General features: G+C 72.6%; 16 protein-coding genes. 7 read left to right on the top strand and 9 right to left on the bottom strand.

Features of this window, described 5'->3' with window-relative positions; all coding sequences use genetic code 11:
• The first annotated feature begins 55 nt into the window (after nt 1-55).
• Complete coding sequence (gene thpR, locus Q3Y56_RS14825; RefSeq protein WP_304462402.1) at nt 56-631, top strand: RNA 2',3'-cyclic phosphodiesterase; 576 nt, start codon at nt 56-58, stop codon at nt 629-631.
• Nucleotides 632-969: 338 nt separating this feature from the next.
• Here thpR and Q3Y56_RS14820 read toward each other — a convergent pair whose 3' ends face one another.
• The 4 genes from Q3Y56_RS14820 to Q3Y56_RS14805 all read right to left on the bottom strand — a co-directional run bounded on the left by Q3Y56_RS14820 (nt 970) and on the right by Q3Y56_RS14805 (nt 4,249).
• Nucleotides 970-1,968, bottom strand: coding sequence for an aldo/keto reductase (locus Q3Y56_RS14820; protein ID WP_304462401.1), 999 nt, complete (start codon nt 1,966-1,968; stop codon nt 970-972).
• 83 nt (nt 1,969-2,051) lie between these two features.
• On the bottom strand, nt 2,052-2,732 hold the full coding sequence (locus tag Q3Y56_RS14815) for a GDSL-type esterase/lipase family protein (RefSeq protein WP_304462400.1): 681 nt from the start codon (nt 2,730-2,732) through the stop codon (nt 2,052-2,054).
• A 172-nt stretch (nt 2,733-2,904) separates the two neighbouring features.
• Nucleotides 2,905-3,510, bottom strand: coding sequence for a Uma2 family endonuclease (locus Q3Y56_RS14810; protein ID WP_304462399.1), 606 nt, complete (start codon nt 3,508-3,510; stop codon nt 2,905-2,907).
• A gap of 223 nt (nt 3,511-3,733) precedes the next feature.
• Nucleotides 3,734-4,249 (bottom strand): hypothetical protein, encoded by a 516-nt coding sequence (locus tag Q3Y56_RS14805; RefSeq protein ID WP_304462398.1) that lies wholly within the window; start codon nt 4,247-4,249, stop codon nt 3,734-3,736.
• 151 nt (nt 4,250-4,400) lie between these two features.
• Here Q3Y56_RS14805 and Q3Y56_RS14800 point away from each other — a divergent pair, with 151 nt between their 5' ends.
• Nucleotides 4,401-5,513, top strand: coding sequence for a hypothetical protein (locus Q3Y56_RS14800; protein ID WP_304462397.1), 1,113 nt, complete (start codon nt 4,401-4,403; stop codon nt 5,511-5,513).
• A 14-nt stretch (nt 5,514-5,527) separates the two neighbouring features.
• On the opposite strand, the gene Q3Y56_RS33515 is transcribed toward Q3Y56_RS14800, so the two are convergent.
• A complete protein-coding gene (locus tag Q3Y56_RS33515) occupies nt 5,528-6,127 on the bottom strand; it encodes a PPOX class F420-dependent oxidoreductase (RefSeq protein ID WP_369696750.1) in 600 nt (199 codons plus the stop codon).
• A gap of 123 nt (nt 6,128-6,250) precedes the next feature.
• Nucleotides 6,251-7,054, bottom strand: coding sequence for a TetR/AcrR family transcriptional regulator (locus tag Q3Y56_RS14790; RefSeq protein WP_304462396.1), 804 nt, complete (start codon nt 7,052-7,054; stop codon nt 6,251-6,253).
• A 94-nt stretch (nt 7,055-7,148) separates the two neighbouring features.
• Here Q3Y56_RS14790 and Q3Y56_RS14785 point away from each other — a divergent pair, with 94 nt between their 5' ends.
• The gene (locus Q3Y56_RS14785; protein WP_304462395.1) at nt 7,149-8,198 is read left to right on the top strand and encodes an ATP-binding cassette domain-containing protein; all 1,050 of its coding nucleotides are present in this window, start codon (nt 7,149-7,151) and stop codon (nt 8,196-8,198) included.
• Nucleotides 8,195-9,034, top strand: coding sequence for an ABC transporter permease (locus tag Q3Y56_RS14780; RefSeq protein ID WP_304462394.1), 840 nt, complete (start codon nt 8,195-8,197; stop codon nt 9,032-9,034). Before Q3Y56_RS14785 ends, Q3Y56_RS14780 begins: the two co-directional genes overlap by 4 nt.
• Nucleotides 9,035-9,130: 96 nt before the next feature.
• Here Q3Y56_RS14780 and serC read toward each other — a convergent pair whose 3' ends face one another.
• Nucleotides 9,131-10,249, bottom strand: a complete 1,119-nt coding sequence (serC, locus tag Q3Y56_RS14775; protein WP_304462393.1) for a phosphoserine transaminase — start codon at nt 10,247-10,249, stop codon at nt 9,131-9,133.
• Between the two features lie 222 nt (nt 10,250-10,471).
• Between serC and Q3Y56_RS14770 the strand changes: the two genes are divergently transcribed.
• The 3 genes from Q3Y56_RS14770 to Q3Y56_RS14760 all read left to right on the top strand — a co-directional run bounded on the left by Q3Y56_RS14770 (nt 10,472) and on the right by Q3Y56_RS14760 (nt 14,559).
• Nucleotides 10,472-10,696, top strand: a complete 225-nt coding sequence (locus tag Q3Y56_RS14770; protein WP_304462392.1) for a hypothetical protein — start codon at nt 10,472-10,474, stop codon at nt 10,694-10,696.
• Between the two features lie 82 nt (nt 10,697-10,778).
• Nucleotides 10,779-13,883 carry an FAD-binding and (Fe-S)-binding domain-containing protein gene (locus Q3Y56_RS14765; protein WP_369696749.1) on the top strand — a complete coding sequence of 1,035 codons (3,105 nt, stop codon included), beginning with the start codon at nt 10,779-10,781 and terminating at the stop codon, nt 13,881-13,883.
• 298 nt (nt 13,884-14,181) lie between these two features.
• Nucleotides 14,182-14,559: a Uma2 family endonuclease gene (locus Q3Y56_RS14760; RefSeq protein ID WP_369696748.1), complete on the top strand. Its 378-nt coding sequence runs from the start codon at nt 14,182-14,184 to the stop codon at nt 14,557-14,559.
• Between the two features lie 44 nt (nt 14,560-14,603).
• On the opposite strand, the gene Q3Y56_RS14755 is transcribed toward Q3Y56_RS14760, so the two are convergent.
• Together Q3Y56_RS14755 and Q3Y56_RS14750 are read right to left on the bottom strand one after the other, a co-directional pair.
• Nucleotides 14,604-15,824 (bottom strand): amino acid aminotransferase, encoded by a 1,221-nt coding sequence (locus Q3Y56_RS14755; RefSeq protein WP_304462391.1) that lies wholly within the window; start codon nt 15,822-15,824, stop codon nt 14,604-14,606.
• Complete coding sequence (locus Q3Y56_RS14750) at nt 15,817-16,848, bottom strand: DMT family transporter (protein WP_304462390.1); 1,032 nt, start codon at nt 16,846-16,848, stop codon at nt 15,817-15,819. The genes Q3Y56_RS14755 and Q3Y56_RS14750 overlap by 8 nt, the downstream gene beginning before the upstream one ends.
• Nucleotides 16,849-16,950 lie beyond the last annotated feature (102 nt).

Here is a 16,950-nt window from a genome sequence, read left to right as displayed (position 1 = left end):
GCGCGGCGGCGCGGGGGGAGAGGGCGGCGGCACGGGGGAGAGGGAGACTCGTCGTATGAGACTGTTCGCCGCCGTGCTGCCTCCGGACGACGTCCTCGCCGAGCTCGGCACCGCCGTCGACCCGCTGCACCGGATGCCGGGAGCGGAGCAGCTGCGGTGGGCCGACCGGACGGGCTGGCACTTCACGCTGGCGTTCTACGGCGAGGTCGCCGAGGAGCTGCTCCCCGAACTGCACGAGCGGCTCGCCCGCGCCGCGCAGCGCCACGCCCCCTACGAGCTGTGCCTGGCGCGCGGCGGACGGTTCGGCCACCGCGTGATGTGGGTCGGCGCCGACGGCGACCGCACCGCGATGCGGCGGCTCGCCGACGCGGCGGCGGCCGGGGCGCGGCGGGCCGGGGTGGAGATGAAGGACGACCGCCCGTACGACACCCCGCACCTGACCATCGCCCGCAGCCGTGGCCGCAGGCCCGAGGTGGATATGAGGCCGTTCGTCGCCGCCCTCGCCGAGTTCGCCAGTGTCCCGTGGACGGCGGGTGAGCTGACCCTGATGCGCAGCCATCCGCCGGTGGCGGGTGTGGCCGGGGCGCAGCCGCGCTACGAGGCGGTCGGGCGCTGGCCGCTCGGCCGCTGACCGCTGGGTCGGCGAGTCGCTGGGCGCCGGTGACCGCCGGGCTGCCGAGCCGGTGGGCGCTGGGCGGTGACCGCCGGGCCGCTGGGCTCGTCGCCGAGGCCCCCGGTTAACCTTCGAGGGTGGACCCGAGGACCCGAACACTGATCTTGCGCGGCGCGTTCGCCGTCATCATCGTCGTCGTCGCGGTGGCGGCCGCCCTCCGCTGAGCTTGTGCCGGAGCGCGGCCGCCGTACGCGAACGCCGATGTCGACGCGGACGTCACCTGCCGACGCGGAGACGTCACCGTCACCGTTGCCGCGAACGCCGTCGTTGTCGCTGTCGCTGTGGCGAACGAACGGTCACCAGGCGAACGCCTCCGGCGACGGCCCCGGCCCCGGGAAGACCTCGTCCAGCCCCGCCAGCAGCTCCTCGCTCAGCTCCAGCTCCACCGCCCGCAGCGCCGACTCCAGCTGCCCCGCCGTGCGCGGCCCCACGATGGGCCCTGTCACCCCCGGCCGGGTCAGCAGCCACGCCAGCGCCACCTCGCCGGGCTCCAGTCCGTGCTTGTCGAGCAGGTCCTCGTAACGCTGCACCTTGTCCCTGATCGCGGAGTCCCGCAGCGCGTCGCCGCTCCGCCCGGACGTGGTGCGGGCCGCCCCGCCCTGCTGCTCCTTGCGGATCGCGCCGCCGAGCAGCCCGCCGTGCAGCGGGGACCAGGGGATGACACCGAGGCCGTAGGCCTGGGCGGCCGGGATGACCTCCATCTCCGCGCGCCGCTCCGCCAGGTTGTACAGGCACTGCTCGCTGACCAGCCCGTACGAACCGCGCCGCCGGGCCGTCTCGTTGGCCTGCGCGATGTGCCAGCCCGCGTGGTTGGACGACCCGGCGTAGAGGATCTTGCCCTGGGTCACGAGGACGTCGATCGCCTGCCAGATCTCGTCCCACGGCGTGGACCGGTCCACGTGGTGGAACTGGTAGAGGTCGATGTAGTCCGTACCGAGCCGCTTGAGGCTGGCCTCGACGGCGCGGCGGATGTTGAGCGCGGAGAGCTTGTCATCGTTGGGCCAGGGCGCATAGTCCTCGGCGCCCATGTGGCCGTAGACCTTGGTGGCCAGCACGGTCTTGTCGCGGCGCCCGCCGCCCTTGGCGAACCACGAGCCGAGGATCTCCTCGGTGCGGCCCTTGTCCTCGCCCCAGCCGTACACGTTGGCGGTGTCGAAGAAGTTGACGCCCGCGTCCAGCGCGGCGTCCATGATCGTGTGACTGTCGGCCTCATTCGTCTGCGGGCCGAAGTTCATGGTGCCGAGGACCAGTCGGCTGACCTTGAGTCCGGTGCGTCCGAGCTGCGTGTACTTCATGGTCGTCCAGCCAACGCCTTGGAGTGTGCTCTAAGCAAGCGCCCGGGGCAGGGTGACCGCGCGGCGGACACACGCTTCACGATTCAGGGCGCGTACGGCCCGCCCACGCCCCACGCCTGGTGCATCGCCTCGGCGAAGGCGCCCGCTATCCGCCGTTCGCCGCTCGCGTTGGGGTGCGTGCCGTCGTAGGTGTCGCGGTGGATGTCGTACGCGGCCGGGCGCGAGGCCAGCAGCAGCGGGGAGGCCGGGGAGTCGAGATCGGCGACCGCCTTGGCGAGGAGTTCGTTGAAGCGGTCGCAGTCGGCGGCGAAGGGAGCGTCGGACTCGGCGCGGATGTTGTGGATGACCGGGAGCAGTACGGCGTGGATGCCGGGGTTGGCGGTGCGCGCCTCGGCGATGAAGCGGCGCGCGTTGGCGGCTGTCTGCTCCGCGTCGGTGTAGAAGCCCAGGTCGATCAGGCCGAGGGAGATCAGGAGCGTGTCGGCGCGGTGGTCGCGTATCGCGTCCCCTATGAGGGGTGCCATGTGGAGCCAGCCCTCGCCCCATCCGGCGAGGTGGCGACGGGCGCGGGCGGGAAAGGCCGGGTCGCCGTAGTCGTGCGAGACGGGGGCGTCGGCGTGCTTGTCGTACACCTCAGTGCGCGGACCGACGATCGCGTACGGGCCGCCGTAGGTGGCGTTGAGGTGCTTCCACATGCGGTAGCGCCAGGTGAAGTCGCCGGCACTGCCGATGGTCATCGAGTCACCGACGAACATGATGCGCATCGGTGAAGTATGCACGCGGGCGGCCGGCGGCATGGACGCGGGGCTTGACGCGGGCTTTCGGTCGGCCGGGGCATGTTTCGGGACTGCCTTGCTCGGGCCGGATCCCGCTCTGCGCCCAACGCGGCCAAGGACGTGCCGCAGGGGCGTGCGTGGGCGCGCACACCCCTGCGGGTCACGGCTGGCGGCGGTTGATCGCGGTCAGGTCGATCTTGATGGGGAAGGGGACGGGGACCTTGAGCTGCTCGTGGTAAATGCCGCTGACGACGTACGTCTTCGTCGCAGGCTCCAGCTCGAAGACGTAGACGACGGGCAGCCCTTTGTCCTCCTCTACGCGCCAGAAGTGCCGGATCCCGGCTTCCGCGTACTTGCGGGGCTTGACATTCCGGTCCCGTGCTTCGGATTCGGCTGATACGACCTCGATCGCGAGGATCACGTCCTCTGGCTGGAAGGTGGTCTGCCGGGGCTCCGCCTCGCCCTTCACTACGAGCACGTCCGGTTCCGGCCGGTCGCGTGGGCCGAGGGTGACCGTCATCTCCCGGGCGACGTCCAGCTCGGGCGGAGCCGCCTCCAAGAGGCGGTTCTCCAGCAGGCGCATGGCACGCATGTGGAACGCGGTCTGCGGACTCACGAGGATGAGGCTCCCGTCGATCAGCTCCGTGTGGGGAGGCAGGTTCGGGAGCCGGTCCAGGTCGTCGGCGGTGTACCCCCCCACAGGTGGGCGATGCCACTCGGGCTCAGGCCAGCCGGGCTCAGGTGCGACGCTCATCAGTGCTCCCATGTGACGGGATACTTGCCGACCAGGCCAGCCTACCGGGCGGGTTTGCTCTGCCATCCCTCCGAAGGGCGAAGCTCGCCGGACCGTTGACGTCATGTGAACGGGATGGGTGGGCGCGGTGAAGAATGGAGAAATCCGGTGGCCCGTATTCTTCGCCCGCGTAATGGGCTAAGAATGCGAGCCACCGGATTCCGGGGAAACGGGCAGATGCCGCCCGAATGTGGAATTAGCGGCCGGCGTTGGCCTTCTTGAACGCGAGGAAGCCGCAGACCAGGCTCAGCAGCGCGCCGACCAGGACCATGTAGACGCCCGGGCCCGCGGAGAACTCGAGCTGCTCGGCGACCTTCTCGGCTGCCTTCTCGTTGGGCGCACCCTCGTCCATGAAGTAGGACACGACCACGCGGTCGGGGTTGGCCATGGCGATGCCGCCGATGACCAGCGTCACCAGCGACACCACCGCGCCGACGGCGTGGAGTATGTGCTTCTTCGCGACCATGGCGCCGATGAAGAGCGCTGCGGCGGCCAGGGCGGTGATCAGCGAGATCACGCCGTCGCCATCGGTGCCCTTGACGCCGCCGATATCGCCGCTGCCCTTGTCGGTCACCGACCAGTTGATCAGCGAGCCGATCAGCGCGATCGCCGCGCCGACGATCGCGATGATCACCATCTTCTTGTCGTCCGCCCCGGCGGAATGTCCCGCGGGCGCCCCCGGCGCGTAAGGGGTTTGGTTGTAGTCGCTCATGAGCAGAGACCGTAGAGGGGTGCCGTGAATTCCCGCAACGACGCTATCCACTATGCCGCCATTGCCCGATTAATTTCCCGCAAATATTCCCGGGATCAGGTCAACTAATCCCGGGAATATTCCGCTGTGCGGATATGGCAGGCTTGCCCCCATGCGTTCGCTTCCCCGCGCGTCCCGCGCGTCTCGTGCGCTCCGCGCCGCCGCGCTGACCGCCCTGCCCGCCGCCGTGGCCACGGCAGCCGTCGCCGTCGCCGGTGTCTTGGTCACCGCTGCCCCGGCCGCCGCCGACGACCACGAGCCGTCCTCGTTCACGATCGAGGACGAGCGGATCACCGAGTCCAGCGGGCTCGCGGCCAGCCGTGCCCACCCCGGCGTCTACTGGACGCACAACGACAGCAAGGACGGTCCCTACGTCTACGCGGTGGACGGCAGGACCGGGCGCACGGTCGCGACCGTCACCCTGCGCGGCATCGGCAGTCCGCGGGACGTGGAGGGGGTCTCCATCGGTCCGGACGGCAACATCTACGTCGGCGACATCGGCGACAACGAGGGCGGCACCTGGCCCAAGGTGTGGATCTATCGCTTCCCGGAGCCGAAGAAGCTGCGGGACACGGCGGTCGACGCGACCCAGTTCACCGTCCAGTACCAAGGCGGCCCGCGCAACGCCGAGGCGTTGATGGTCCATCCGAAGACCGGCCGGGTCTACATCGCGAGCAAGAGCCAGGAGGACCCCGGGCTGTACGAGGCCCCGACCGCGCTGTCGACGTCGGGCGTGAACGTCTTCAAGCGGGTCGCCGATCTCGACATGGAGGTCACCGACGGGGCGTTCGCGCCGGACGCCAGCCGCCTGGTGCTGCGCGGCTACTTCTCGGTGGCGGAGTACCGGTGGGGCGCGAAGGGCCTGGGCGGGAAGCTGGACGACGAGCCGGGCATGCCGCTGCAACGGCAGGGCGAGTCGGTCACCTTCACCCCGGACGGCGGCACCTTGATGTACGGAACGGAAGGCGGCGGCAGCCGCGTCACGGCGATCCGGCTGGACGGCGACCTGCTCCCGGACGCCGCGGCGAAGGGGCGGCAGAACGGCGACGACGGCAAGGGCGACGGAGGCGGTGGCGCGTCGGTCGCGGACGGGAGCGACGACGGGGGCGAGGACGCGGATCGGAGCCGGGACATCCTGGTGGGCGCGGCGGCGGTGGGCCTGGTGGCGATGCTGCTCCTGGGGGCGCGGGGCAGCCGGGGCGGTCGCGGCAGGCGACGCGGCTGACGCGCACCGCGCGGCTAACGCCCGCCCCCGTCCTCGCCGGGCGCGCTGCCACGGCCCTCCCCTGACCCGCCCCCCTCGCCCAGGGTCTCGTCGCCCAGGATCTCGCCCTCCGCGCTCATGACATGGCCGCCGGCCGCCATCTCGTCCTCGGTGACCAGCCGCACCTCGTAGTGCAGCGTCCGGTCGCGTTGGAGCTTGTGCGCGAGCGGCACGAGCGCGCCGTGTACGAGGGGGTGCTTGCGGGTCAGCAGCCTGGCCGCGTGCCTGTCCTCGCCGCCGCCCTGGTCGAGAAGGTGCGTGTGGGCCTTCACCGCGGGCCCGGTCGGCTTGCCGCGTGCGGTGCACGGCGCGATCTCCACGTCGGGGTCGCGGCGCAGCCGCTTTGCCTTGCCCGACTTGCCGTAGGTGCGGAAATAGCCGTGGTCGCCCTCGACCGCGATGTTGACGGGGGTGCCGACCGGGGTGCCGTCCCGCTTGTACGTGGTGAGCAGGACGGCCCACTGCTTGGTGAACCGGGAGATGCTGAGCTCGGACGGGACCGGGCCGGGGGCGGCGTGCTGTCCGTGGCCGTGCTCGGCGCCCGCTCCGGACTCGGAGTGTGCCGGAGTCGTCATACCTCCATGGAGTCACACAATGCCCGATTAGTCACTCCGGAGACTCGGAGCCGCAGCGCCCCGGAGCCCCGGAGACCCGGGGCTCTGGAGGTAGTCACTCCGGCGCCCCGGAGGGCTGGTCAGTCACTCCTCCGGGGGCTCCGGAGCCCGCGGCCGCTCGTGGGCCTCGATGAACTTCTCCAAGCCGTCCAGCAGGCTGGTCAGCCCCAGTTCGAAGACCTCCTCGCCCGTCCCCGAGAAGGCGTCCATGCTCATCTTCGCCTGGGTGGGGAAGCGGCCGCTGGCGATGACCTTCTCCAGGACCGGTGCCTGCGCGTTCCAGAAGTCCTCGTTGCTGACGCCGGTGCGCTTCTCGGCCAGTACGGAGTTGAGGTGGCTGCGCGCGGTGCCGGTGACATAGCCGTCGACTGCGACGAGCACGTTGATCATCTCGCGGTCGGTCAGGCCCAGGCCGTCCAGGCCGCGCAGCGCGAACTCCAGCCCCGCCATGGCGTTGGGCCCCAGGATCGGGCGGCCCTGGTCGACGTGGAGCAGCCAGGGGTGGCGCCCGTACAGCTCCCAGGTGCCGCGTGCCACCTGTTCCAGCACGGCGCGCCAGCCGAGGCCGAGGCCGGAGTCATGGGCGTCGGCGCCGAGGCCGGAGTCATGGGCGTCGAAGCCGTTGACGTGATCCAGCATCAGGTCGAGCAGTTCGGCCTTGCCGGGGATGTAGCGGTACAGCGACATCGTGCCGACGCCGAGTTCGGTGGAGAGCCGGCGCATCGAGACGGCGGCCAGGCCCTCCGCGTCGGCGATCCGGACGGCCGTCGCCACGATGCGGTCGAGCGCCAGACCGGGCTTGGGGCCGCGGCTGGGCCGCTGCGCCATGCCCCAGAGCAGCTCCAGGCTGCGGGACACGTCTCCGCTGCCGCTGTGTTCGGTGGTCATCTCCCGGTCATCGTATCGCCCTGGACAAAAACTGGGTACGGTGTACGCTGCTCGGCATCTGCATACACTGTACTCAGTTGAGAGGGGGGCCCTCGTGAGGGCTCTTGAGAGCGCGCCAGGACCCGCGGTCCTCGCCGAAGGGCTGCGCAAGCGGTACGGGGACCACAACGCCCTGGACGGCCTGGACCTGGCCGTCCCGCGCGGCACCGTGTACGGGCTGCTGGGGCCCAACGGCGCGGGCAAGACCACGGCCGTGCGCATCCTGTCCACCCTCGCCCGGCCGGACGGCGGCCGCGCCGAGGTCGCGGGCTTCGACGTGGCGCGCGAGCCCCGCCGGGTGCGCCGCAGGATCGGGCTGACCGGCCAGTACGCCGCGCTCAGCGAGGGGCTGACCGCCCGCCAGAACCTGACGCAGTTCGGGCGGCTGTACCACCTCGACCAGCGGGCGGCCCGGCGGCGCGCCGCCGAACTCCTGGACCGGTTCGGGCTGGCGGAGGCCGCCGACCGGGGCGTGAAGGAGTTCAGCGGCGGCATGCGGCGGCGGCTGGACCTCGCGGTGAGCATGATCCTCGCGCCCGAGGTGCTGTTCCTGGACGAACCGACTACCGGCCTGGACCCGCGCGGCCGCAACGAGGTGTGGGAGGCGGTGCGCGCCCTCGTCGCGGGCGGTACCACCGTCCTGCTCACCACCCAGTACCTGGACGAGGCCGACCAGCTCGCGGACCGGGTCGCCGTCGTCGAACGCGGCCGGAAGATCGCCGACGACACCCCGCACGCGCTCAAGCGGGCCGTCGGGGGCGATCAGGTGCAGGTGGTCGTGCGGGACGCGGCCGACCTGCCGACCGCCGTCAGGGCCGTGGCGCGGGTGGCGGACGGCGGCGCCGAACCGGAGCCGGACGCGGCGGCCCGGCGGGTGTCGGCGCCCGTGGCCGCGCCGGTCGACGCCCTCATCGAGGTGGCGCGGACCCTCCGGGACGAGGGGGTGGCGGTGGAGGACATCGGGCTGCGCCGCCCGACCCTCGACGAGGTCTTCCTCCGGTTGACCGGCCACCACCGCACGGGCACGCGCGGCGACGCCGCGCAGGAAGCCATCGCGTACGAGAAGCAGGAAGCCGTCGCGTACGAGAAGGAGACCACGGCATGAGCAGCGCACTGGATCCGGGATACCGCGTCGAGGACCGCGAGCGCCGCGCCTACTGGGCGGTTGCCGACTGCCTCACCGTCGTCCGCGGCGAACTCACCCACCTCGTACGCCAGCCCTCGGGCATCGCGTGGCAACTGGGCACTCCGGTGGTGATGGTGCTGCTCTTCGTCTACGTCTTCGGCAGCGCCATGACAGTGGCCGAGGGCACCGACGTCGACTACAAGGACTACGCCCTGCCCGGCATGTTCGCCATGACGATGGCCAACGGCTTCATGAGCACCGCCATGGTCGTCGCCGTCACCAGGGAGCGGGGCGTGATGGACCGCTTCCGCTCCCTGCCGATGGCACCGTCGGCCGTGGTCAGCGGACGCGGCGTGGCGGATGTCCTCAGCGCGGCCGTGGACCTGGCCGTCCTGGCGGCCATCGCCCTGGCCGTCGGCTGGCGGCCCGACCGCGGCCCGCTCGCCGCTCTGGCCGCCTTCGGCCTGCTCCTCCTGCTGCGCTCGGCGCTGACCTGGGTCGGGGTCTACCTCGGTCTGCTGGTGCCCAATCAGGAGACCGCGGGCAACCTCTTCGCGGTCGCGTTCCCGTTCGGGATGATCTCCAGCGTCTTCACCCCGCCGTCGAAGATGCCGGACTGGCTGGGCGCCGTCGCCGTGTGGAACCCGGTCTCCTCGACGGCCAACGCGGTACGCGGCCTGTTCGGGAACCCCCAGCCGGGCGGCGGCGGTTGGGTGGAGGGCCACGCGCTGCTGATGGCGGTCGTCTGGCCGCTGGTGATCACGGCGGTGTTCCTGCCGCTGGCGGTGCGCCGCTTCCAGCGCCAGAGCCGCTGACTCGCGGCAGCCGGCGTGCCGTATGCGCACGGAGGGCGGGCGCGCACCTGTGTGGTGCGCGGCCGCCCGCCGTTGGAAGTGGGGGACCGGTGCGGACTAGAGCCGCTCGATGACGTAGTCGACGCAGGCCGTCAGCGCCTCGACGTCCGCCGGGTCGACGGCCGGGAACATCGCGACGCGCAGCTGGTTGCGGCCCAGCTTGCGGTACGGCTCGGTGTCCACGATGCCGTTGGCGCGCAGCGCCTTGGCGATCGCGGCGGCGTCGATGTCGTCGACGAAGTCGATCGTGCCGACGACCTGCGACCGCTTGGCGGCGTCGGCGACGAACGGCGTGGCGTACTTGGACTCCTCGGCCCAGCCGTACAGGGCGCGGGCGGAGGCCGCCGTGCGGCGGACGGCCCAGTCCAGGCCGCCCTGCCCGTTGAGCCACTCCAGCTGCTCGTTGAGCAGGAAGAGGGTGGCCAGCGCCGGGGTGTTGTACGTCTGGTTCTTCCGCGAGTTGTCGATGGCGGTCGGCAGGGAGAAGAACTCCGGGATGTGCCGGCCGGACGCGTGGATCCGGGCCGCGCGCTCCAGGGCGGCGGGCGAGAAGGCCGCCAGCCACAGGCCGCCGTCCGCGGCGAAGGACTTCTGCGGCGCGAAGTAGTAGACGTCGGTCTCGTCGATGTCCACGGGCAGCCCGCCCGCGCCGGAGGTGGCGTCCACCAGCACCAGCGCGCCCTCGTCGGCCCCCGCCACGCGCCGCACCGGCGCCGCGACACCGGTCGAGGTCTCGTTGTGGGTGAGGGCGTACACGTCCACGCCCGCCTCGGCGGCCGGCTCCGGATGCGTACCGGGCTCGGAGGAGATGACGGAGGGCTCGGCCAGCCACGGTGCGAGCTTCGCGGCCTTGGCGAACTTCGACGAGAACTCGCCGAAGGACAGGTGCTGCGACTTGTTCTCGATCAGGCCGTGCGTCGCGATGTCCCAGAAGGCGGTGGAGCCGCCGTTGCCCAGCACCACCTCGTAGCCCTCGGGCAGGGAGAAGAGCGAGCTCACGCCCTCCCGCACCTTGCCGACCAGGTCCTTGACCGGGGCCTGGCGGTGGGACGTGCCCAGCAGGGAGGTGCCGGTGGCGGCCAGGGCGCTGAGCGCCTCCGTCCGCACCTTCGAGGGGCCCGAGCCGAAGCGACCGTCGGCGGGCTTGATGTCAGCGGGAATCCGGATCTCAGCCACGGCGGCAGCCTATCCGCCCGCACCTCGGGGTCCGGCCGCGCGTCCAGCGGCTGAGACGCCGTGTCCGGGGGAGAGAACAGCGGTGCGCCCGCACCGTACGTCCGATGATCTGCCGTGACTTCTTGCCGTACTGATCGATAACCGGATCGAGGTATGCGGACAACGAGTACGCGGACAACGAGTACGCGGACAACGAGTACGCGGACAGCAAGGGAGAACACGATGTACGGCAAGCGGTCCCGGATCCTGGCCCGGTGGGCGGTCGGCGCGGCGGCCCTGGCGGCGGGCTGCGCCCTGCCCGCCGGAACGGCGCAGGCCGACGAGTCCCCGCACCACTCGCACAACGGTTCGCGCTTCGCGCTGATCAACACCGGCCAGATCGACGACCCGGCCGAGGACGTGCTGGAGCACTTCCAGGTGGTGGGCGGCGACCACAACCTGCACTGACGGCTCGCGCTGACGCGTCGGCTCGCACCGACGCGTCGGCGTCCTCAGCGCTGCCGGGGCGCAGGCGGGGCAGGCTGGTGTCATGGCTCAGCTGAGGAAAGACGACAGCAACGAGGAGCGGCACGCGGGGCAGCACGAGGGACGGCACGGCGGGCAGCACGAGGAGCGGCGGCAGGACCTTGCGCGGGCGCTGCGGCGGGCCGTGCGCGGCGAGGTCTCCTTCGCCGCCGCCGACCGGGCGCTGGCGACCATGGACGCGTCCAACTACCGCCGGGTGCCGGACGGCGTCGTCGCGCCCCGGGACGCCGACGACGTCGCGGCGGCCCTGGCCGTGTGCCGCGAGTACGGCACACCCGTCGTGCCCCGCGGCGGCGGTACGTCGATCGCCGGGCAGGCCACCGGCGTCGGCGTCGTCCTCGATTTCACCCGGCACATGAACCGCCTGATCGCCCTCGACCCGGCCGCCCGCACCGCCGTCGTCCAGCCCGGCGTCGTCCTCGACACGCTGCGGACGGCGGCGAGCGCCCACGGCCTGACCTTCGGACCCGACCCGTCCACCCACAGCCGCTGCACGCTCGGCGGCATGATCGGCAACAACGCCTGCGGCTCCCACTCGGTGGCCTGGGGCACCACCGCCGACAACGTGCGCGCGCTCGACGTCCTCACGTACGGGGGCGAACGGCTCGCCCTGGGCCGTGGACTCGAGGGCCTCCCACCCCGGCTGCGCGACGGCCTGCGCGCCCTCACGGACCGTCACCTGGCGCTGCTGCGCACCGGCTTCCCCGCGCTGCCGCGCCGTATCTCCGGATACGCCCTCGATGCCCTGCTGCCGGAGAAGGGCGCGGACGTGGCGCGGATGTTCACCGGCAGCGAGGGCACGCTCGGCGTGCTCACGGAGGCCGTCGTGACCCTGGTGGACGCGCCGCCCGCCCGCGCGCTGGCCGTGCTCGGCTACCCCGACGAGGGCGCCGCCGCCGACGCGGCGTCGACCCTGCTGCCGTACGGCCCGCTGACCGTCGAGGGCATGGCCGCCGACCTGGTCACGGACCTGGTCGCCGGGGCCGCGGGCCTGCCGGACGGCGGCGCCTGGCTGTTCGTGGAGGTCGGCGGCGACAGCCCGGCCGAGGCGCGCGCTCGGGCGGAGGAACTGGCGCGGGCCTGCGCCGACGGCACGACGGGCCGCACGGTCGTCACCGACCCGGCCGGGCAGCGCGCCCTGTGGCGGGTACGGGAGGACGCGGCCGGGACGGCGACCCGGATCCCGGGTGGCGCGGCGCCCCGGGTCCCGGGCGGCGGGGGTCCCGGGGGTCCGTCCCGCGCGGGCGGAGCCCAGCAGGGAGCCCAGCACGCAGGAAGGCGCGGGGGAGAGACGCGGTCGGACGGGGGCGAGGCATGGCCCGGCTGGGAGGACTGCGCCGTGCCGCCCGCCCGGCTCGGCGCGTATCTGCGGGACTTCCGGGCGCTGCTGTCCGAGCACGGCCTGCGCGGCGTTCCGTACGGGCACTTCGGCGACGGCTGCGTCCACGTCCGCATCGACTTCGATCTGCTCAGCCCGGACGGCGTCGCCCGCTTCCGGGCCTTCTCCGGCGAGATCGCGGACCTGGTCGTGGCGCACGGCGGCTCGCTCTCCGGCGAGCACGGCGACGGGCTGGCCCGCGCCGAACTGCTGCCGCGGATGTACGGCCCCGAACTGGTCCGGCTCTTCGAGCACGTCAAGGACCTGTGGGACCCGGCGGGCGGCCTCAACCCCGGCGTGCTGGTCCGCCCCCGCCCGCTGGACGAGAACCTGCGCTTCGCGGTGCTGCCGAAGACGCCGGTGGAGGTGGCGTTCGGCTACCCGCGCGACGGCGGGGACTTCGCGGCCGCGGTGCGGCGCTGCGTGGGCGTCGCCAAGTGCCGTACGCAGACGGCGGCGGCCGGCGGCGGCGTGATGTGCCCCTCGTACCGGGCCACCGGCGAGGAACGCCACTCGACGCGCGGCCGGGCGCGGCTGCTGCACGAGATGCTCGCGGGCGAGGTGGTCACCGACGGCTGGCGGTCGGAGGAGGTACGGGAGGCCCTCGACCTGTGCCTGTCCTGCAAGGGCTGCCGCAGCGACTGCCCGGTGGAGGTGGACATGGCCACGTACAAGGCCGAGTTCCAGCACCACTACTACCGGGGACGGCTCCGCCCGGCCGCGCACTACGCGCTGGGCTGGCTGCCGCTGTGGCTGCGGGCCGCGGCCGCCGCCCGGATGGCCCCGGTGGTGAACGCGGCGGCGGGCGTGGACCCGCTGGCGGGCGTGGCCAAGCGGATCGCCGGGCTCACGCCGGAACGCCCGCTTCCGGAGCTGGCGCGGGAGCCGCTGACGCGGTGGTGGCGCGCGCGGACCCGCGCTGCGGCGCCCTACCCGGCACGGACCGGGGCGCCCGCCGTCGTCCTGTGGCCGGACACCTTCACCACGTACCTGTCCCCGCGGGTCGGCCGGGCGGCGGTCGCCGTACTGGAGGACGCGGGCCTACGGGTCGTCCTACCCCCCAAGCCCGTGTGCTGCGGCCTCACCTGGGTCTCCACCGGACAACTGGACCGCGCCCGCAAGGTCATGCGGCGCACGCTCGACACCATGTCCCCGGCGCTGGACACGGGCCTCCCGGTCGTCGGCCTGGAACCCAGCTGCACCGCCGCGCTGCGCACGGACCTGCCGGAGCTCCTGGGCACCGACGACCCGCGCGCCGCCCGACTCGCCGCGTCCGTCCGAACCTTCGCGCAGACGCTGGAGGAGTACGCGCCGGGGTGGCGGCCGCCGCGCCTGGACCGCCCGGCCGTCGGCCAGACGCACTGCCACCAGCACGCGGTACTCGGCGACGCCGCGGAGCGCAGGCTGCGTGCGCGAGCGGGCCTGACGGGGGAGTTGAGCGGCGGTTGCTGCGGCCTGGCGGGGAACTTCGGCTTCGAGCGCGGACATGACGAGGTGTCGGTGGCCTGCGCGGAGGAGCATCTGCTGCCGTCCGTACGGAGCGCGCCGAGCGACGCGGCGGTCCTCGCGGACGGCTTCTCGTGCCGTACGCAGATCGAGCACCTGGCGGACGGCCGACGGGCGCGCCACCTCGCGGAGCTGCTGGCGGAGGGGCTGGGCCAGGGGGTGTCCGATGGGGCTCCGCGGCGTCGCGACGCCTGGTGGCATCACCTGCCGGGGCGGCGCTCATGAACGATGTGGGCACGGCAGGCGCGTGCCATGATGGGCGACAGCGTCGTCTGACCGTAGCGCCACCACCACCGGAACCAGCGAAGGCCGCCGAAACGGAGATCGCGCCCATGAATGCCGCTCACGCCCGGCAGCGCAGCTACCTCCCCGTTGACCGGGAGGCCGCGCTCAAGTACGCCGTGCAAAAGCTCAACGACAGTGGCGTACGCGCCCAGCTCATCGAGGGGGAGTTCGAGATCATGGCGCCCACATGGGACCACGAGAACGCCGTGGACAAGATCCGCGACGGACTCGCCCCCGAGTGCGCCAGCTCAAATGTGTCAAGGGATCCGGCAACCTCGACCTCCCGGGCACCGAGAACTGGTACCTCCCCGATATCGCGATCATCCCCGAGGAGCTGGCTCGGGGCGCGAAGTCGCTGTCGGTCGACGAAGCCATCCTTGTGGTCGAGGTGACCTCCGAGTCCAACGCCGCGGACGACCGCGTGAAGAAGCGGCGCCGATATGGGCAGTTCGGGGTGCCGCTCTACCTGTTGGTGGATCGCATGGACCGGACGTGGACCCTGTTCTCCGATCCTGTCCACGACGGTTACGCCACGGAGGTCGGTCCTCACCCGTTCGGCGAGCCGGTTTCGCTTCCTCAGCCGTTCGGCATCGAGCTGGACACCAGCGGTATCTGACCGCCCCGCCCCGCATCGTTCGCCGCCTCGGCTGAGGGGCGCCGTTACGAGGGCGTCAGCTGGCCCGTGCGCGGTGCGTCCGCGGCCCCGAGGACCGCGGCGATGCCCTGGGCGAGGTAGGGGATGCGGTGCCCCGATATGCCCGCGATGTTGATGCGGCCCGAGGTGGTCCCGTAGATCGCGAACTCACGCCGCAGCCCGAGCATGTGATCCCCCGTCAGCGGCAGCGTCGAGAACATGCCCTTCTGCTGCGCCAGGATCTCCGCCTCCCGCCCACACCCCAGGGCGCTCAGCCGGGCCACCAGATCGGCGCGGTTGGACGTGATCCGCTCGCGCATCACCTCCAGCTCGGCCCGCCAGGCGGCCCGCAGGGCATCGTCGCCGAGGACGGTGGCGACGATGGCGGCGCCGTGCTCCGGCGGCATGGAGTACAGCGTCCGGGCGATGTTCTGCAGGGCCGTCTCGACGTGCCGCAGCGCGTGCCGCGAGGGGCCGAGGACGATGGCGCAGCCGGTGCGGTCGTTGTAGAGGCCGAAGTTCTTGGAGCAGCTGACGGCGATCAGCAGCTCCGGGACGCGTGCGGCCAGCGCGCGCGTGGCGTGCAGGTCGGCCTCGAAGCCGTCGCCGAGCCCGTGGTACGCGAGGTCGATGAAGGGCACCCATCCGTGGCGCTCGGCGAGGTCCGCCAGCGCGTCCCAGGTCTCGGCGGACGGGTCGACGCCGGTGGGGTTGTGGCAGCACCCCTGGAGCAGGACGAGGTCGCCGCGTCGCGCCTCTCCCAGGTCCCGCAGCATGCCCGCCTCGTCGGCGCGGCCCTCGGCGTCGAGGTAGGCGTACGTCCGCACCTCCAGACCGGCGGCCTCGAGGATGGGCCGGTGGTTGACGTAGGCGGGGTCGCTGATCCACACGGTCGTACCGGGCCGGGTCCGCGCGGCGAACTCGGCCAGCAGGCGCAGCGCCCCGGTGCCCGCCACCGTCTGTATCGCGGTGGCCCGGCCGATGAGGTCGTCCGTGCCCAGGACCGACGACACCATCGCGCGGTTGAAGGCCGGGTTGCCCGACAGGCCCCGGTACTCCTTGGACGCGGAGTGCGCGGCCAGCCGTATCTCGGCCTCGCGGACGGCGGCCATGACGGGCGTGGCGCCCGTGGGGTCGCGGTAGACGCCGAGGACGAGGTTGAGCCGCTCGGGGCGCGGGTCGGCGCCGTACTCGGCGGCCAGCTCGAACAGCGGGTCGGCGGGTGGGGGAGTGAGCAGCTCAAGCATCGGTGGGGACCTTGGTTCGGGGACGTACGCCGGGGATACCGGATGCGTCGGGGATGTCGGAGGCGTGGGGGATGCCCGAGGCGTTGGAGATACCCGAGGCGTCGGGCATATCGGTGGTGGGGGCGATGGCGCGCGGGCGCACGTTGGCGAGCACGACGCCCGCGGTGATCAGGGGTACGCCGACCAGGACGGCGAGCGTCAGGGACTCGTCGAGCAGCGGGATGGCGAGCAGGCTGGCCGCGACGGGGCTGAGGCTGCCGACGACGGAGGCGCGCTGCGCGCCGAGCCTGCGGATGGCGAACGCGTACAGCAGCCCGGCGCACAGCCCGACGCCCAGTCCCTGGACGACCAGGAACAGCAAGATGTCGCCGCCCGCCGCGTGGCCGAGGTTGGTCGGCAGCACCCCGGTGACCACCAGGAGCGCCAGCACGGCGAACGACGGCAGGCACAGCAGCCCGATCGACCCGACGGGGTCGAGCGAGACCTCGCGCAGACCGACGGTGTACAGCGCCCACAGCCCACTGGCCAGCAGCAGGACGCCGGAGCCGACCAGCACGTCCCGGTCGAGGGGGACGGTGGAGGGCGAGACCAGCGCGAGGACGCCGACGGCGATCAGGGCGAGCCCGGCCGCCTGCGTCCCCTTGGGGACGCCGCGCCCGGCCCGGACCATGAGCGCCGAGACGAACAACGGGACCATCCCCGGGATCAGCGACCCGACGAACGCGGCCGACGTCAGGCCGCCGCCGTACATCGCCGCGAGGAAGAAGGGCACCCCGGCGCCACCGATGATCTTGGCCGCGGCGGCCGGTCGCACGGCGGCCAGCTGCCTGCGACGGCGCCACAGCGCGGGCGCCAGGACCACCAGCGGCACCCCGAACCGCAGCAGGCCGGCGTCGGCGGGCTGGAGGGTGGAACTGCTCAGAGCCCGCGCGCTGAGCGCGAAGGCCGCCCAGATCGCCACGGTCAGCAACAGGGCGAGCATGCCCACGGTGGCGGGGGAGACCCGCCGACGGGTGCCAACCAACGAGACTCCTCACGCATGGGATCGGTGCGCGGGCAGAACGGGGCGCCGCGCCCGGGGCAAGGTTAGAGTCATAGCCGGGGCATGCGATTGCTACTTCTGCCT

Source organism: Streptomyces sp. XD-27 (assembly GCF_030553055.1).
Taxonomy (GTDB): Bacteria; Actinomycetota; Actinomycetes; order Streptomycetales; family Streptomycetaceae; genus Streptomyces.
Note: the sequence above shows the minus strand (reverse complement) of the source record. Positions and strands in the feature narration are given on the sequence as shown.

Excerpts from the sequence above, each read along its gene's own strand:
- thpR (WP_304462402.1), top strand. The coding sequence starts at position 56 with ATGAGACTGTTCGCCGCCGTGCTGCCTCCGGACGACGTCCTCGCCGAG.
- Q3Y56_RS14820 (WP_304462401.1), bottom strand. The coding sequence starts at position 1,968 with ATGAAGTACACGCAGCTCGGACGCACCGGACTCAAGGTCAGCCGACTG.
- Q3Y56_RS14815 (WP_304462400.1), bottom strand. The coding sequence starts at position 2,732 with ATGCGCATCATGTTCGTCGGTGACTCGATGACCATCGGCAGTGCCGGC.
- Q3Y56_RS14810 (WP_304462399.1), bottom strand. The coding sequence starts at position 3,510 with ATGGGAGCACTGATGAGCGTCGCACCTGAGCCCGGCTGGCCTGAGCCC.
- Q3Y56_RS14805 (WP_304462398.1), bottom strand. The coding sequence starts at position 4,249 with ATGAGCGACTACAACCAAACCCCTTACGCGCCGGGGGCGCCCGCGGGA.
- Q3Y56_RS14800 (WP_304462397.1), top strand. The coding sequence starts at position 4,401 with ATGCGTTCGCTTCCCCGCGCGTCCCGCGCGTCTCGTGCGCTCCGCGCC.
- Q3Y56_RS33515 (WP_369696750.1), bottom strand. The coding sequence starts at position 6,127 with ATGACGACTCCGGCACACTCCGAGTCCGGAGCGGGCGCCGAGCACGGC.
- Q3Y56_RS14790 (WP_304462396.1), bottom strand. The coding sequence starts at position 7,054 with ATGACCACCGAACACAGCGGCAGCGGAGACGTGTCCCGCAGCCTGGAG.
- Q3Y56_RS14780 (WP_304462394.1), top strand. The coding sequence starts at position 8,195 with ATGAGCAGCGCACTGGATCCGGGATACCGCGTCGAGGACCGCGAGCGC.
- Q3Y56_RS14770 (WP_304462392.1), top strand. The coding sequence starts at position 10,472 with ATGTACGGCAAGCGGTCCCGGATCCTGGCCCGGTGGGCGGTCGGCGCG.
- Q3Y56_RS14765 (WP_369696749.1), top strand. The coding sequence starts at position 10,779 with ATGGCTCAGCTGAGGAAAGACGACAGCAACGAGGAGCGGCACGCGGGG.
- Q3Y56_RS14755 (WP_304462391.1), bottom strand. The coding sequence starts at position 15,824 with ATGCTTGAGCTGCTCACTCCCCCACCCGCCGACCCGCTGTTCGAGCTG.